Source organism: uncultured Candidatus Kuenenia sp., from assembly GCF_900696675.1.
Taxonomy (GTDB): Bacteria; Planctomycetota; Brocadiia; order Brocadiales; family Brocadiaceae; genus Kuenenia; species Kuenenia stuttgartiensis_A.
The window spans coordinates 1-16,816 of the sequence record NZ_CAADGZ010000073.1 but is presented as its reverse complement, the minus strand read 5'-3'; the positions used below and the strand labels follow the sequence as shown (position 1 = coordinate 16,816).

Below are 16,816 nucleotides of genomic sequence, written 5' to 3'. Positions count from 1 at the left end.
ACTGTCTTAACCCTGTGATTTCATTCCCTATCTATCAGCAAACAGGCGAGAAACCGGAGTTTCTCAAACAAATGCATTCCCAAACAGATACTTCACTATGTTCAGTACAAGGTTTGGGAACGAGCATTTTTGTTTTTTCAAAAAACTAAAGTGTTACAATTTCTTTGCTTTTTTTGGGCAAAATATTTAATTGTCCAGTCGGCAATCTACAATCTACAATCGGCAGTCGGCAGTCGGCAAATTGCAGATTGAGGACTGAGGACTGAGGACTGTTTTCTTGCTTGTTTGTTTGGTTCTGGCTATGCCAGCTTATATTATTCAACCGTTACGCTCTTTGCCAGGTTTCTTGGTTTATCCACATTACACCCTCGCATCACTGCCATGTGGTATGCCAATAATTGAAGGGGAATGACAGAAAGCAAAGGGGTTAGTACTGCCGGCGTATCCGGTATATACACTACGTGGTCTACTTTTCCCCTGATCTGCTCGTCGCCTTCTGTCGCGATAGCAATGACCTTCCCTTTTCTTGATTTTACCTCTTCGATATTGTTGAGTATTTTCCCATATGTGGCGTCCTTTGTAGCAATAACTATTACCGGCATGTTTTCGTCTATTAACGCAATAGGCCCGTGTTTCATCTCCGCTGCCGGATATCCCTGCGCGTGAATATATGATATCTCCTTCAGCTTTAAAGCGCCTTCAAGCGCTACGGGATAGTTGAACCCACGCCCCAGATACAACGCATGATTTTTATCTTTATAGACATCCGCCATCTCACGGATTTCCTCTTCCCTGTCAAGGATCTTTTGAATCTTGCCTGGCATGGAATTAATCGCGGTTATCATTTCTGAAACTTTTGGGTCCGTCTTGTGCCTTAACAATAGTATATGGAGGGCAAACAGATAGAAGGCGGCAACCTGAGCAGTAAATGCCTTTGTAGAGGCAACTCCGATTTCAGGGCCTATGTGTAGATATATGCCGGCATCGGCCTCTCTGGCAATGCTGCTCCCGACGACATTACAGATAGCAAGTACTTTTGCACCTTTGTTTTTAGCCTCCCTCATAGCCGCCAGGGTATCGGCAGTTTCTCCCGACTGGCTTATTGCCATTACCAGTGTATCTTTTTCGATTACAGGATTGCGATATCTGAATTCAGAGGCATATTCCACTTCAACCGGTATTCTTGCAAGCTCTTCCAGCATGTATTCTCCTACCAGACCTGCATGCCATGATGTGCCGCAGGCAATGACCACAATGCGTTTAACGTCAAGAAGGTCTTTTTCACAATGGGAAAGTCCGCCCAGTTTTATAGGGGCTTTGCCACCATCTACCCTACCCCTCATAAGATTTTGAAGCGCCTGCGGTTGTTCGTGAATCTCCTTCAGCATAAAGTGTTGGAAACCGGATTTTTCAATCATATCCATGTTCCAGAGCACTTCTTCGATCTTTTTCAACGACGTGATGTTTTCAATGGTCTTTGTCTCGTAGTTATCAGGGGTGATAATCGCAACCTCAAGATCGTCCAGATAGATTACATTTCTCGTATGCTCCAGCGTAGCCGAGACGTCCGACGTGATGAAATATTCATTATCGCCGATTCCAATAATCAGTGGAGAGCCTTTTCTCGCAGCCACTATTTTCCCTGGATCTTTCGTGGATATAACGGCAATGCCGTACGTTCCCTCAATCATCTTGACGGCGCTCATTACGGCTTCTTCCAGGTTGTCGTTTAGATTTTCTTCAATTAAATGCGCCAGCACTTCTGTATCTGTCTGACTTTTAAATATGTGCCCTCTTTGTTCTAAATAAGAGGTTAAATAGTCGTAATTTTCAATAATGCCATTGTGCACAACAGCAATTTCACAGCGGCAATCCATGTGTGGGTGCGCGTTTTCAACCGTAGGTGCGCCATGGGTTGCCCATCTGGTATGGACAATACCCATATTTGCAATGATAGGATTCGCATTCAGTTTATGCTCAAGCTCGACAACCTCTCCAATGGCCTTCTCGTATCGCAATGTGCCGTTTTCAATACATGCGATACCGGAAGAATCGTATCCACGATATTCGAGTCGTTTAATGCCATCCAAAAGCACTTTTCCGGCTTCTTTGTTTCCAATATATCCTACAATTCCACACATATATGGTTATTCCTTTCGCTTAATAACTATTTTCTATCTATTAAAGACTCTTACTTGCCGGAACTGTTTTTTGTGGAACCGGCAATAGTTGAAATATATCAACATTGCATTTCAAATTCGCACATTCAGATTTTACTACAGGTTTTTTGTATACTTTTTTTGTTTTTTTTGTTGTGTCCATGTTAGTACTTATTAAGGCAAAACTTATTTATAAACAATTAAGTTTTTAACAGAAAGGTCTTCCAAAAAACATAACACATCAAAACACGCGGCATTTGCATCCACCTGATACTCATTACATAGTTTTTCCGCTATTTCTCTAACCGTAAATACGCCATTACACATATTCCATATTTCAGATCCTACATCATTCAGTTGATGAAGCCATTGGCCATCCTCAGAAAAAAGGACAGTATCACCACCTACCTTCCTCCAAAAGCACTTATTTTCGTTTCGGTAAGGAACCTTATTTTTATTGTCCAAAATGATGCGCATGTGTTCCACCATAAGCCTTATTATCAACAAACCATTCTAAAGGATTACCTCATTTGTGAATATTGCGTGGTATCCATTGTGCCGGCATATTCCAATTGAAAGATTTTGTTCCGGGCGTATTTAATATTCCTATACTTAATTTCATACACCGCAGTACAATCCACTATACTGCTTATTATTCTTAATTTTTCCGGGAAAAGGTTTTTATTATCAATATCTTTTAAATCACATGGATAGATATTGTTCATAAGGGCAACTGCAACCTCCTTGCCGCTTAATTTTTTAAATGAATTATTTGCATCCGTACCTAATAAAATAACTGCCTCTAACGGTGCAATCTTACTATTTTGTTTTGTAATCTCTGTTTTCACGGGAAACTGAGAAATGTAATATGAGCCTTTTTCTTCCGTAACTACGATTAATTCATCCGAAAGGATTTCCGCCTCGTGAGTAAACAGGCTTGATAGAATCGTTTTACTATCGCCGGATTTCTCTACAAGAAGAAATCCTCTTCCATCCGTCACTACGCCTGCCGCAGGGATAAAAAAATCATTTGCACCCTTTCCGTTGTGTATGCCTTTCTTAAAAAATCCCTCATAAATACAGCGACACATATACTCCACAACAGATAGCTTCCCGGCAGTGGGGATAAATACCCTTTTTTCCGCTTCAGAGGAATTTATACAATAATATTTTTCCTGCTTATAATTTATTTCTTCCCCATCATTATACAATCTGTTGCTCTCCTGATATCCGAATATAAACCGGCAGTCATTTTGGCCATTCATTTCAGAGAAATGGAAATATTTTTGCGCTTCTTCCTCGAGTTCTTTATTCAAAAATGAAAAGGTTAAACACATTTTCCCAATGTTCAACGTTAATCCGCCATTATTCCCGACAGGCCTTTGGTATCCACGCCGTTCAAGAGGCAATACATATTTTTTCAGCATGTCCCTGACTTTTTCATAATGGTCCATTGCGGAAAGATTCTTCAGGAGTGTTTCAAACTCACTGAGTATTTTATTTATTTCGTGCAAAGAGAACATCCCGCTATTCTTCGCGAAAAATACCTTCTCATGCCTGCTTGCGGTTGTGTCTTCTTCTGCGGTAAGTATTTCTTCGTAAAGCTTTTCACCAGGCCTCAAACCGGTAATCTTTATGTCTATGTCCTGATAGGGTTTCAAGCCATGGATCTTTATTAAGTCTTCCGCTAACGCCAAAAGCTTTACAGGTTCTCCCATGTCCAGAACAAGGATATCGCCGCCTTTCCCTAAAATTGCCGCCTGAAGAACCAGTGACACCGCCTCCGGAATCGTCATGAAATATCTTTCGACATCTTTATGGGTCACAGTAAGGGGACCTTCCTCCTTTAGCTGCTGTAAAAACAACGGTAAAACACTCCCGCGGCTGCCTAAGACATTTCCAAATCTTACCGATAAAAACTCTGTGTTTGACATCCCTTCAAACGCCCTGCAAATATGTTCCGCCATCCTCTTTGTCGCACCCATAATACTAGTCGGCCTAACCGCTTTATCCGTAGAGATTAAAACAAACTTTTCCACCTTATTCTCCATCGACACCTTTGCTACTTTGTACGTCCCAAACATATTCACTTTGACCGCTTCTTTGGAGTTATATTCCATCATGGGCACATGTTTGTAAGCAGCGGCATGGAAGACAATCTGCGGTTTCATATGTTTAAAAACACTGGTAACGGACTCTTCGTCCCTTATATCGCCGGTAATAAATAATACTTTTTGCAGCATTTGCGAATTGACGCGCTGGTTATGAAGCAGATGCGGAAATCGTTTTTCCAAATGAAGTTTCAAAGAATGTAATTCTGTTTCATCTGTATCGAAAAGTATTACTTTTTCGGGATGAAAGGAACAAACCTGCACAGCTATTTCAGAACCGATAGAGCCGCCGGCGCCGGTAATAAGAACAACCTTGTTATGTATAAACCGCTCTATCCCTTTATGGTCAATCTCTACCGCCTGCCTGCCTAAAAGATCTTCAATACTGATATTTTCAAGATTGTGAATATTTATTGCAGGTTCACAGTTATCGTATATGCGTGGAATAATCTTTATCTCCACGCCATACCTGTTTGCGATATTGTATAATTTCCTCAATGATTTGTAGTTTAATGATGGAATGGCAACAACCATTGCCTTGATCCTCTTTTCTTTTATAATATCTTCCAATATGTCAGTTTTGCCAAACACCGGAATACCGTGTATGCTTTTTCCCACTTTGCCAACATCGTCATCAAGCAATCCAACGGGGCAATAATCTTTATAACCCCCTTCTTTCAGATCCCTGAGGACCATGCTTCCTGTGTTCCCGGCACCGATGATAATGGTTCTCTTCCCATGCTTTGCGTTGATTCTTCCGTAAATGTATTTCAAAAATACCCTTTTTGAAATCCTTAATCCGCAAAATAATGTGAGAGAAATCAGGTAGTCAATAAAAATGATACTCCGCGGAAAACCCTGAACGGGAAATAAAGAATAAAAGCCGGAAATATTTATGATGTTATTTGATATATATGGATTCCAGATTATCGCCCCAAGAACAGTTAATGCTACAAACTGTGATAATATAATATAGATGAAATCGGGGATACTTACATATTGCCATGTGATTTTATATATTTTAAAAAGAGCAAGCATGCCTATTTTGACAAGCAAAAACAGGGGCAATGCCCTCAAAATCATCCATCTGTATTGCGGGGTCACCTCAAAATCAAAGCGAAAAAGAAAGGATACAAAAAGGGAAAATGCAATGATAACCACATCACACGCGCAAAAGAACATCGTACGCTTAAAATAGGTAGGATAGAATAATTTATTTATAGCTCTTCCTGCTGTCGCCAATGTGAGATTTCCTTTTTAAATTTTAAGTAGACTCTTTTTATTATGATTGAGCAGATTTTTTGTAACTATTCAGCGTAATTTATTAAACTACCGGAAATCAGAGCGTAACTCGTTCCCAAACCTTGTACTGAACATAGTGAAGTATCTGTTTGGGAACGCAATTGCACTGGAAACTTTGTTTCCAGTGAGGGTCTGACTTGACAAATTACAAACTGTCTTAACCCTGTGATTTTATTCCCTATCTATCAGCAAACAGGCGAGAAACCGGAGTTTCTCTAACAAACGCATTCCCAAACAGATACTTCACTATGTTCAGTACAAGGTTTGGGAACGAGCCGTATTAAGGTGTTACCAAAGAACCTTACCCATTCGCCTGCATCACCATCTGCCGTTGCTGCGACCACACACGGAAAGGTCTCTGGGAAGATGAATAAACATACCTTTCTTAAAGAAAAATCCATGTCACAATATCATATTAAAAATAATAACTCTGTAAATACCCTATTTGGAGTATATACAAATGGGTGTCTTCTTTTGGGTTAATGGATAGCGTGTGCCTGCGCTTCTGCAGATTTACTCGTATGCAATAATTAAGTAGCAGGGTATTTTGAATTAGAACGAAATCAGTTTGAACACCGAAAAATAGAGGGACACTTCCCGTATTTCAAAAATTAATGCGGGAAGTATCCTTCTATTACATTCGCTCAGAAAACCCTTGGATTTTTCCCAGGCGATGGCATATAATCCACTTCTCAATTTAGCAATTCGCCAGAGGAGAGACAAAACATATGCTTGATATACATTTCATAAGAAATAATGTGAACGCAGTGAAAGAGGCAATTGCCAATAAACAGGAAATTGCCGTAAACATTGATGCTATTTTAGAAATAGACGCCCAACGCAGGAAAAAGATTCAGATCTGCGAACAGTTGAAAAATCAGCGGAATGAAAAGTCAAGGGCGGTGAGTGAACTAAAAAAGAACGGACAAGACGCTTCCGCTATCATTGAAGAAACAAAAAAGATTGGCGATGATATAAAATCCATTGATGGGGAATTACGGGATATGGAATCCCAACTTAACGACCTGTTGCTTGGAATCCCCAACATACCGGCAGCGGATGTACCTGTTGGCAAAGACGCCTCTGACAACGAAATAGTGAGATACTGGGGAGAGCGAAAAGCATTTCATTTTACACCCCAGCCGCACTGGGAGTTGGGAAGGACGCTGGATATTCTCGACCTTGAAAGGGCAGCTAAAATTACCGGTTCTGGTTTTATTTTATTAAAGGGTGCTGGCGCAAAACTTGAGCGGGCGCTATTTAATTTTATGCTGGATATACATACCCGTGACCACGGATATACAGAAATCTTTCCCCCCTTTCTCGTAAACAGGAAGTCCATGACGGGCACCGGGCAATTGCCGAAACTGGAAGACGACATGTATCGGACATTACAAATGTACACCGCGCATGCGTCTGAAAAAAAAGCCGTTGCAGAAGATCTCTTTCTTGTACCAACTGCGGAAGTGCCCGTAACCAATATTCACAGGGACGAAATCCTTCTGTATAAAAACCTCCCCATTTATTATACCGCGTATACTCCCTGTTTTCGGAGGGAGGCAGGTTCTTATGGAAAGGACACTCGGGGCATCATGCGGGTGCATCAATTCAATAAGGTGGAATTGGTAAAACTGGTGCGGCCCGAAACCTCGTATGGTGAATTGGAAACACTGCTCGCTAATGCGGAAAAGATACTGCAATTGCTTGAACTGGAATACAGAGTAGTAAAATTGTGTACGGGGGATATGAGCTTTGCTGCCGCTAAGTGTTATGATATTGAAGTCTGGGCGCCAGGAGTAGATAAATATCTAGAAGTTTCTTCCTGCAGCAATTTTGAAGACTTTCAGGCACGGCGCATTAACTTGCGTTTTCGTGACGAAGACGGCAAGCTACAATATGTACATACTTTGAACGGTTCCGGATTAGCGTTGCCGAGGACGGTAATAGCAATCCTTGAAACGTATCAGCAGGAAGACGGTTCAATCCTGATTCCGGACGTCCTTCAGCCCTATATGAAAGAAACCAGGATCATTGCAAATCAATCGTAACGCGGTATAACCTCGTGAGGTTCACGGTTGAAAACCTGTGAATTCCAAACCTAATAAGCGCTAAGTTGTTTTTTATATTTTTTACGCGGAGTCCAATAGGCTAAAAAATATTCGTTATTCTTTAGCATCTATTCGCGTTTATTAGCGTTCATTGGCGGTTCCTTTATTAACCGTAAATAGCCGCTAATAAACGCGAATATGGAGATTTTATTACACGGATAAATTAATCCGTAATTTTAACTTAGCGTTTATGCCCCGGAACCCAGAACCCTTCATAACTTTATTTCAAGGAATAGCTCTTTCCAAACATTTCTATCCCAATCCATCTTCCCTCAGAAGCAACCAATAACCGGCCCTTGCCGGTAATAAGCAAGAACAATACAAGTAAAGGAAATACTACCGGAAAGGCAATTATCAGGACAGAAAGTGTCACAAAAATTACAGGCACAGAGGTAACAAGGATTACCGCCAGTATAGGGAAGATCAACATAAATACGATGATAAGGATTCCAAACGCAAACATTAAAGCAGGAGGCAGGACAAAGATGGAGATTAATCCCCAAAATACCTTTCCGAACTTGCCGGAGATTTGTTTATCACGCAAAATAACCCCGTTTTTTAAATCTTCCCGGGGCAAAAATGGAATTTCGGGGAGGTCTTCAATGCCTGTTTCTTCCAGCGTAACTTCTTCTGAAGTTGTGCTTCCTGCAACAGGAACGGCAAGGGTGTAGTCTGATTCTTCCACACCCTCACTTTTCATTACCGAAAGGTCAGCGTTTTCTTCTTTCTGCATAACCTCTGCTTCAGATGGTTCTTCAATGCCTGTTTCCTTCAGCGCAACTTCTTCTGGGGTTGCGCTTCCCGCAACAGGATCGGTCTGGGTAAGGATGTCTTCTTCAATGCCTTCCCTTTGGATTTCAGAACCGGCAGTGTTTTTTTCTGTTTCTTTTTTCTTTCTTTTCCAAATTGCCATAGTACTGTAACCTTATTATTTTATTAAGTATTTTCGTGTAAACCCGCTATTGCTTGTGCTGCGATCGCTTCCCCGCGGCCAATTGCATCTACACCTTCCATTGTTGTTGCCTTTATGTTTACCCTGTTTGTATTTAAATGTAACAATTGTGCTATATACTGTCTCATTTCCTGTTTTCTCAAGCCTATTTTTGGTTTTTGCGCTAGTATGATGACGTCTATATTATTGATTTTAAAATTGCCTTCTTTTAAAAGATCAACAACTTTTAAAAGAATAACCGAACTGGAAACATCTTTCCATTTTTCGTCGGTATCGGGGAAGTATTCTCCAATATCGCCAAGAGCTGCAGCCCCTAACAATGCGTCACAGATAGCATGAATAACCACATCCGCATCGGAATGACCCAGTAAGCCGAGATGGTAATCAAACGAAACCCCACCTAAAATAAGCTTCCGGTTTTCGACCAGACGATGAATATCATATCCAATCCCAAAGAGCATACAAAATAGTTCCCCATTAACTTACTTTTTGTTTAGCTAAGACCGCTCTTCCGCATAAGGTTTTTAACACTTTCCAACAATGCATTTACTTCTGAAATTTGCCGTGTCGTTTCTTCCCTTTCCGTCCATCTGAGATCACGATAAGATGAAATGTTGTTGCTTATATCTTCAATGACACGATCGATAGCCTTATTCACCTCAAACTTCATAAACTCCACAAAACGTTCACATATAGCGTCGGCCCGCCTTAAAAATTCATTTCTGAAGGTTTTACGCTTTTGAGGGAAAATAGCTAATCCTATAAAAGCCAGTGCTACAGAAATACCTATCGTTACCGGTGGAGGCGCGATCCAGGAAAACATCATTATTCCCACAACGCCAATTCCTATAGCAAATGTTTCGATGAGCAGAAAACTGATAAAACCTGCCTGCACTAATCCATTAAGTTTTTCAGATTCCCGTTCCGTATCCAATTCCCGAAACTCTTTGGAACGGGTCTTTAATGCAACTTCAATTTCATGTTTGCGGTCATCATAATGGCGTTCAATATGCCCGTTAACTATATTCCCCGCCATGCGGTCATACCCAACTTCCTTCTCAACATGATCTCTGGCCATATCCCATAATGCACGGTTATTTCGTGCCACATAATCAACTACATCATCAATAATTCGGTCGAGGTCTGTTTGCGGATTTAAAAGCCCATACACCTCTCTTTTAAATCGGTCATTCAGTTTTTCTCTTCCTATTTTTGACATAAGAACCGATCTGGCAGTAACATAAGTGTTTAAAAAATTTTCTAGTTTTTCTTTTAATCGCGAGAATACCAGCCTGATCTCATCTTTATATTTTAACGTGTACTCCTGCATATCCTGTTTTTTGTTTTTCAGGCGCGTTTCAAATCTTTCAATATTTTTAATATCCGTGTTGCATTTATTCACCTTTTCCCCAAGCCTTTGTTGTAGTTCGGTGAATACATTAAACAGATATTTTAAAGGGCTTACGAGTTTGAAATCTATTTTTGTATCAAGGTCAAGTTTTTCAAACATAAACGCCTCAACTTCTTCAATACCGCTCTGTTTCAGCAGCGCTTCATTATTTTCGCTTCGTGCTTTGTATGCCTCTTTTGCGGAAACGGATAAAACCTTTGGTTCAAAACCCAGCAGCCGGTAACAATTTTTTTCCACAAACGATATAATATCAATAAGCTCTTTCGGCGTCTTTAAATCAATTTTATTCAGTATAAAAAGTACCTTACGTCCCCATTTACCCTTTAAGAATTGCAAAAACTGCCGTTCGCTTTCGGTAAAAGGATGATCGGCAGAGGTAATGAAGAGTACGAGTTCAGCCCTGTGTACAAAACCTTCCGTTAGTGCGGAGTGTTCTAAAATAATTGAATTTGTTCCCGGCGTGTCGACCAGGGTAATATCTTTCAAAACCTCCATCGGGTATGTTGCCCGGCATAAATGGTCTCCTACCTCCTTTACTTCCACTTTATCCCCATAGGTCAGCAAAGTAATTCTGTTAGTGGTGGGGGTCGGGCCATCCACTAAGACACGTTCACCACACAAGGCATTGATAAAACTGGATTTGCCGGAATTATATTCTCCTGCAACCAGCAAATAGAAAGGTTCTTCCAATTGAGAACGCATTTCCTCTACTCGTTTCTCCATCTCTGTAATACCAATTCTTTCGAAGAATTTTTTTGAATTATCCAGCAAATTTACTATTTCCGGATAGATATCTCTTCGCTGTGTCTTTGATGTGATGTTTAACATAGATTGGATCAAATACTGTAAAGTGAAAAATGGTTATTAAGGAATACCTTTGCGTTAATTGTTGCGAAGGTTGATGTTATCAATTTTAGCAATGCAAGTCAATTTCTTTTCAGCCGGCAGTTGCAATGGCTTCGATCTCGATAGCAACGTCCTTCGGCAGCCTGGACACCTGCACCGCAGCTCTGGCTGGCGGTTCATTTTGAAAAAATTCCTTATAGACGTCATTCACCGCCGCATAATCATTTAAATCCTTCATAAAAATAGTCGTCTTTACCACCTTATCCAAAGAAGCACCTGCCGCATCCAATATATTTCTCAAATTATTTAAAACCTGTCGTGTTTGTACCGCAGCATCGCCATGTAATGTTTCACCTGTTTCGGGTATTATAGGAATTTGTCCGGAAACAAATACCAGATTGCCGGCCTTAATAGCCTGGGAATATGGACCAATTGCCGCAGGCGCAGCCTTTGTTGAGATTACCATTTTTTTCATTTATTTACTCTCTTAATTAATGAAAGATGTACACTCTGCGAAGATGTTAAAATCGGGGAGATGGGAAGCCCTTTTTATTCAAATAGATTTGCAAACAACACGGTTTTTTCATTGATTACACACGTCTTTTTTGCTTCAATCCTTCCCGGTTTGTGTCTTCTGCTGAATTTAGCCCGGTAAGGTTAGGTTTTGTGCCTCAACCCAACCTTATAACTTACATAAACTTTGTGCGCAGAAGGCTCGTGTATATTTCATTACGATTTTTCCAAATTTTTAATAAGTATATCTTTTTATCATGCACCGGTAAAAGTATTTTTTCTGCAAATGTGATTGTTTATTTCCTTTTATCTCACAATTAAGGTTTTTTAATTAAATATTCATGCGTAACGTACGCCTTACTATTGAATACGAAGGTACTAATTATGCGGGCTGGCAATGGCAAAAAAACGCCATTTCGGTACAGGAGACCCTTACCCATGCAGTAAGGGCCGTTATCCGGGAAGAGGTGGAAATACATGGTGCAGGCAGGACTGACGCCGGAGTACATGCCCTTGGCCAGGTTGCCAATTTTAAAACGTATTCTGCCATTCCTGCAAAACAGCTATTACGGGCAATAAATTTTCACTTGCCACAAGATATTACAATAAAAGATGTTGCCGACATGGAAGAAAGTTTTCATGCACGATACAGCGCGACGTCTAAGGTGTACCGGTACACCGTGTTGAATGACTGGTTAAGAACCTCCCTGAATCGTAATTTTTGTTATGTGTATGGCTTCCCATTAGATCTTTCTAAAATGATGACAGCGGCGCAATACCTTATCGGCACCCATGATTTTACTTCATTTACCACAAAGGCCTTGGATAATAAGGACAGGATACGGACAATCAAGAACCTGGAGATTCAGAAAGAGGGGAAATATATTTATTTTGTAGTTGAAGCAAACGGCTTTTTATACAAAATGGTAAGAACGATTGTCGGTACACTCCTGGAAATAGGACGTGGAAAAATGGACGTCTATCTTATAAGAAAACTCTTAGAGACCGGGAACAGAGATGACGCCGGCCCAACGGCCCCTGCGAAAGGATTATGCATGAAAGAAGTAAAATATTAATATGTAGCGTCTGACCCGAATAAATGAGGTACGAAGTACGCGAATTACGATTTAAATCGTAATTCGTAATTCGTAAAATGTTACGTTGACATAAATTTTAAAATTGGCTATAGTTATGTAGATTTTTGAAAGGACTTGCAGATGATATCAATTGAAGATTTTTTACGGGTAGAGTTACGGGTTGCGGTAATAAAACATGCGGAGCCGCACCCAAATGCGGACAAATTGTTAGTATTAAAGATTGACGCCGGCGATGGAAACCAGGAAAGGCAGATTGTTGCTGGAATAAAAAACTATTACACCCCGGAAGAACTTATCGGAAAACAAATTGTTATCGTAAACAACCTTGCTCCCTCTGTCATTCGGGGCGTTGAAAGCCAGGGTATGCTGCTTGCCGCAAAAGATGCAGAAAAATTAGCAATCTTAACGACAGAAAAAAACGTTCAACCCGGTTCAGGAATCCAATAAATCGCAACAATAAATCCTAAAATCCTATTTTGCAGAAATATGGTATAGTGTTCTGTGCTGCAAGAATTATATATTTCCAATTTTGTATTAATTGATAAAGCAACCATTACGCTCAGTGAAAGATTAAATGTATTCAGCGGGGCGACAGGGGTGGGGAAATCTCTTGTAATTGGCGCTTTACATTTTATTCTTGGCGGTCGTTTTACGCAGGACATTGTGCGAAACGGCAAAGATGAGGCAGTGGTGGTTGGCAAATTTTACCTGAAGGACGACTCTTTGCTGGAGTATTTCAGGAAGACTTTGGATAACACAAACATTGATGAAGAACTTCTCCTCCAAAGAAGCATCGATTCCAACGGACGTAACAAATGCCGATTAAACAATGCGCCTATCACATTGTCCATACTCAAAGAGATTGGACAATCATTAATAAACATACACGGTCAGCATGAACATGAAACATTATTGCAGGGAATGAACCAGTTGCAGATCCTTGATGATTTTGGCTGCATCTCCCCTCTCCGGGAAAAGTTTTCATCCCTACATAAACAGATAAAAGAAAAGACCGCATTGCTTGAAGGACTTAAAAAAAACCAGCGCGAAAGAATAGAAAAAACCGAATTATATGCCTTCCAGGCAGACGAAATAGATAAGGCGCAACTCGGGGTTGGAGAAAAGGAGGCACTTGAAAAAGAAAGATGCCTTCTCATCAACGCCGAAAAGATATACAATGCCGTCTCATCATGTTATTCCCAACTCTATGAAACATCAGATGCCATGTATGGTACGCTAAAATCGATTGCCCGCGAATTACAATCGGTTGCAAAATTTGACGAAGACCTTGTAAAGGTCTCCGAATCATACAACCAATCGCTTTACCAGATTGAAGACATTGCCTTTTCCCTGGGGAAATACAAGGAAAACTTCAGTTATGATCCACAAAAACTCTCTTCTCTGGAAGAACGACTGGATACCATCAGAAAACTAACAGCAAAATACGGGAACACGATAGACGATGTTTTATCATACCGAAATGAAATAGAGGCAAAACTAAAACAACTGTCAGAGGAAGGGTCAAGCATTGAGAGCCTGGATGAGGAGCTGACGGCTACAACAGCATTGCTGAAACAAAAGGGCTGCGAATTAAACAAAAAACGCATCTCTGTGGCGGAAAAACTTGCACCTTTGATCGACAAGGAATTGGGGGATCTAGGTATTCCGCACGGCAGGTTTCAGGTAGAAATCAAATCTCCCTTCCTGGATGACAACGAAGGGGTCTCTATTTTAGAAACAAACAGTTCCGGGATATCGAACATAGAGTTTCTTATTTCTCCAAATCCTGGCGAGAATTTAAAACCGCTAAGAAAAATAGCCTCTGGCGGAGAAATTTCCAGGGTGATGCTGGCATTAAAACACCAGCTTGCCAGGGTCGATAAAACACCCGTCCTGGTTTTTGACGAAATTGACGCAAATATCGGGGGAAGGATGGGCGAAGTAATTGGAGAAAAATTAAGCAGCATTGCCAAATCACATCAGGTAATCTGCATTACGCACCTCCCACAAATTGCATGTTACGCTGACGAACACTGGAAAGTAAGTAAATTTGTAAAAACGGGGAAAACATACTCCACCATTGAAAACATGGCCGGCGAACACCGTATAGAAGAGATTGCCGATATGATAAGAGGAGCGGAGAAAACGGACATCACCAGAAAACAGGCAAGGGAAATGCTGCGCGATGCAAAGAAAAAAAATAAGGCAGGAAATTAATATCAGTGGTTTGCGGGCAGGCTTCTGACTTCTGACTTCTGATTCCCCGGTTCATACGGTACTATTAACGCATAAAAAAATACAGTACTATGATTAATTATTTAAGGCATCATTTATAAGAAATTCTGAAATGCAGGAACGTTTACAAAAAGTATTGGCAAGTGCGGGCATTGGGTCACGCCGTGAATGCGAAAATGTTATTTTAGCGGGCAGGGTAACTGTCGATGGTGAAAGAGTTACTGCTTTAGGCGCTACGGTAGACGCCGGGAAAAGCGTGATTTATTGTGACGGGATGCCGATCAGACCTGAATCTAAAATTTATTATCTGTTAAATAAACCAAAAGATTGTTTGTGCACAAATTACGATGAGTTAAACCGCCTAAGGGCAATTGATATAATAAAGAATGTCAAACAAAGACTCTATACCATTGGCAGGCTTGACAAGCAAAGCGAAGGGCTGATTATCATCACAAATGACGGAGAACTCTCCAATAAGCTGTCTCATCCAAAATATGAGGTGAACAAAACATATTTTATTGAGATTGACGGATATTTATCAAATGAAACTATTACGGCATTACAATCCGGGGTTTGGCTGGCTTTTGGTAAAACACAACCCGTCAGAATAAAAAAAATGCATCGCAGTTTTAAAAAAAGCAGGTTTGAAATGATCCTCTGTGAAGGGAAAAACAGAGAAATACGAAGAATGCTCGCAGATCACGGGCACAAAGTAAGAACCCTGAGAAGAATAAAAATCGGCTCCTTATGCGACCCGGACTTAAAAGTAGGCAAATACAGGAAATTAACTGAACAGGAGATAAAAAGTCTTTACTCAATGACGGAAAAAAAACCTATTGAAAAAAAAAGTGGAAAACAACGATATGACACAGTTACAGCAAGCAAGAAAAAATAATATAACAAAAGAAATGGCTGAGGTGGCAAGAATTGAGGGACTCGACCCTGAATATATAAGAGGGCGTATTGCCGAAGGGAAGATCGTCATCCCCGTAAACCATAAACGGAATTCCCGTAAATTATGCGGCATTGGCGCAGGCCTTAAAACCAAGGTAAATGCCAATATAGGCACCTCGGCAGACTATGCGGACATCGACAAAGAATTAGAAAAATTACGTGCCGCTGAAGAAGCGGGCGCCGATGCGGTAATGGACCTGAGCACCGGCGGGGAATTAAGAACCATTCGAAAAGCAATCATAGAATCTGCTTCTGTTTCCATAGGCAGCGTGCCAATATATGAGGCGGCTGTAAATTCCATTAAAAGAAAGCAGGCGATTTACGATATGACCGCACGGGATATGATCGAAGCCATACAATTGCATTGCGAGGATGGCGTTGACTTTATAACCGTACATTGTGGCGCAACAATGGGGGTATTAAAACATTTGCGCGAAGATAAACGTATTTGCGGCGTCGTAAGCAGAGGAGGAGCCTTTTTGGTAGAATGGATGATACACAATAAAAAGGAAAATCCATTCTATGAAGAATTTGATGAAATATTGGCTATCGCAAAAGAATATGACGTAACCATAAGCCTGGGGGACGCCTTGAGGCCCGGTGCATTGGCTGACGCCTTTGACCGTGCGCAGGTATATGAGTTGAACGTACTCGCCGAGCTTACGCAAAGAACATTGGAGGCAGACGTGCAGGTAATCGTTGAGGGACCAGGCCATGTGCCGCTGAATCAAATAACGGCGCATGTTCAATTACAGAAAGAACTTTGCAAGGGAGCGCCATTTTACGTGCTGGGTCCCATTGTCACAGATATTGCTCCCGGTTACGACCACATTACTTCCGCCATTGGAGGCGCTATAGCCGCTTCTGCAGGCGCTGATTTTCTCTGTTATGTAACACCGACGGAACATTTAAGCCTTCCCGGCCCGGAAGACGTCAGAACCGGCGTAATGGCTGCGCGGATAGCCGCCCATGCGGCAGACCTGGTAAAAGGGGTTAAATCTGCCTGGGAGTGGGACAAAAAAATGTCGCACTATAGAAAAAACAGAGATTGGGAAGGCCAGTTTAATACCTGTATCGATCCTGTCATAGCCAAAAAGATCCGGGAAAAAGGCAGACCAAAAAACGAAG

Annotated in this window: 13 protein-coding genes; 6 read left to right on the top strand and 7 right to left on the bottom strand. The window is 41.0% G+C overall.

The window, feature by feature from the left end; all coding sequences use genetic code 11:
* Nucleotides 1-314 precede the first annotated feature (314 nt).
* The 3 genes from glmS to QZT26_RS11335 all read right to left on the bottom strand — a co-directional run bounded on the left by glmS (nt 315) and on the right by QZT26_RS11335 (nt 5,512).
* Nucleotides 315-2,141 (bottom strand): glutamine--fructose-6-phosphate transaminase (isomerizing), encoded by a 1,827-nt coding sequence (glmS, locus tag QZT26_RS11345; protein ID WP_164994679.1) that lies wholly within the window; start codon nt 2,139-2,141, stop codon nt 315-317.
* A gap of 204 nt (nt 2,142-2,345) precedes the next feature.
* Nucleotides 2,346-2,636 (bottom strand): PqqD family protein, encoded by a 291-nt coding sequence (locus QZT26_RS11340; protein ID WP_164994678.1) that lies wholly within the window; start codon nt 2,634-2,636, stop codon nt 2,346-2,348.
* Nucleotides 2,637-2,680: 44 nt separating this feature from the next.
* Nucleotides 2,681-5,512 (bottom strand): nucleoside-diphosphate sugar epimerase/dehydratase, encoded by a 2,832-nt coding sequence (locus QZT26_RS11335; RefSeq protein ID WP_205713379.1) that lies wholly within the window; start codon nt 5,510-5,512, stop codon nt 2,681-2,683.
* A 788-nt stretch (nt 5,513-6,300) separates the two neighbouring features.
* On the opposite strand from QZT26_RS11335, the gene serS reads away from it, so the two are divergent.
* A complete protein-coding gene (serS, locus tag QZT26_RS11330; RefSeq protein WP_164994677.1) occupies nt 6,301-7,620 on the top strand; it encodes a serine--tRNA ligase in 1,320 nt (439 codons plus the stop codon).
* A gap of 280 nt (nt 7,621-7,900) precedes the next feature.
* Here the strand turns inward: serS and QZT26_RS11325 are convergent, their stop codons facing one another.
* The 4 genes from QZT26_RS11325 to QZT26_RS11310 form a co-directional block, all read right to left on the bottom strand.
* Entirely contained in the window at nt 7,901-8,593 is a 693-nt protein-coding gene (locus tag QZT26_RS11325; protein WP_164994676.1) for a hypothetical protein, read from the bottom strand.
* Nucleotides 8,594-8,616: 23 nt separating this feature from the next.
* The gene (ispF, locus tag QZT26_RS11320) at nt 8,617-9,093 is read right to left on the bottom strand and encodes a 2-C-methyl-D-erythritol 2,4-cyclodiphosphate synthase (protein WP_164994675.1); all 477 of its coding nucleotides are present in this window, start codon (nt 9,091-9,093) and stop codon (nt 8,617-8,619) included.
* A 32-nt stretch (nt 9,094-9,125) separates the two neighbouring features.
* On the bottom strand, nt 9,126-10,871 hold the full coding sequence (locus QZT26_RS11315; protein ID WP_099324287.1) for a dynamin family protein: 1,746 nt from the start codon (nt 10,869-10,871) through the stop codon (nt 9,126-9,128).
* A 109-nt stretch (nt 10,872-10,980) separates the two neighbouring features.
* The gene (locus QZT26_RS11310) at nt 10,981-11,364 is read right to left on the bottom strand and encodes a RidA family protein (protein WP_099324288.1); all 384 of its coding nucleotides are present in this window, start codon (nt 11,362-11,364) and stop codon (nt 10,981-10,983) included.
* Nucleotides 11,365-11,743: 379 nt separating this feature from the next.
* Here QZT26_RS11310 and truA point away from each other — a divergent pair, with 379 nt between their 5' ends.
* The 5 genes from truA to thiC form a co-directional block, all read left to right on the top strand.
* On the top strand, nt 11,744-12,478 hold the full coding sequence (gene truA, locus QZT26_RS11305; RefSeq protein ID WP_295102213.1) for a tRNA pseudouridine(38-40) synthase TruA: 735 nt from the start codon (nt 11,744-11,746) through the stop codon (nt 12,476-12,478).
* A 141-nt stretch (nt 12,479-12,619) separates the two neighbouring features.
* On the top strand, nt 12,620-12,946 hold the full coding sequence (gene metG, locus QZT26_RS11300; RefSeq protein ID WP_099324290.1) for a methionine--tRNA ligase subunit beta: 327 nt from the start codon (nt 12,620-12,622) through the stop codon (nt 12,944-12,946).
* Between the two features lie 54 nt (nt 12,947-13,000).
* Entirely contained in the window at nt 13,001-14,716 is a 1,716-nt protein-coding gene (recN, locus tag QZT26_RS11295; protein WP_164994674.1) for a DNA repair protein RecN, read from the top strand.
* A 130-nt stretch (nt 14,717-14,846) separates the two neighbouring features.
* Entirely contained in the window at nt 14,847-15,629 is a 783-nt protein-coding gene (locus QZT26_RS11290) for a pseudouridine synthase (protein WP_295102211.1), read from the top strand.
* A partial coding sequence (thiC, locus tag QZT26_RS11285) for a phosphomethylpyrimidine synthase ThiC (protein ID WP_295102209.1) occupies nt 15,598-16,816 on the top strand: 1,219 nt, incomplete at its 3' end. The genes QZT26_RS11290 and thiC, both read left to right, overlap by 32 nt.

Excerpts from the sequence above, each read along its gene's own strand:
- metG (WP_099324290.1), top strand. The coding sequence starts at position 12,620 with ATGATATCAATTGAAGATTTTTTACGGGTAGAGTTACGGGTTGCGGTA.
- glmS (WP_164994679.1), bottom strand. The coding sequence starts at position 2,141 with ATGTGTGGAATTGTAGGATATATTGGAAACAAAGAAGCCGGAAAAGTG.
- QZT26_RS11310 (WP_099324288.1), bottom strand. The coding sequence starts at position 11,364 with ATGAAAAAAATGGTAATCTCAACAAAGGCTGCGCCTGCGGCAATTGGT.
- QZT26_RS11290 (WP_295102211.1), top strand. The coding sequence starts at position 14,847 with ATGCAGGAACGTTTACAAAAAGTATTGGCAAGTGCGGGCATTGGGTCA.
- QZT26_RS11315 (WP_099324287.1), bottom strand. The coding sequence starts at position 10,871 with ATGTTAAACATCACATCAAAGACACAGCGAAGAGATATCTATCCGGAA.
- QZT26_RS11325 (WP_164994676.1), bottom strand. The coding sequence starts at position 8,593 with ATGGCAATTTGGAAAAGAAAGAAAAAAGAAACAGAAAAAAACACTGCC.
- QZT26_RS11340 (WP_164994678.1), bottom strand. The coding sequence starts at position 2,636 with ATGCGCATCATTTTGGACAATAAAAATAAGGTTCCTTACCGAAACGAA.
- truA (WP_295102213.1), top strand. The coding sequence starts at position 11,744 with ATGCGTAACGTACGCCTTACTATTGAATACGAAGGTACTAATTATGCG.
- serS (WP_164994677.1), top strand. The coding sequence starts at position 6,301 with ATGCTTGATATACATTTCATAAGAAATAATGTGAACGCAGTGAAAGAG.
- ispF (WP_164994675.1), bottom strand. The coding sequence starts at position 9,093 with ATGCTCTTTGGGATTGGATATGATATTCATCGTCTGGTCGAAAACCGG.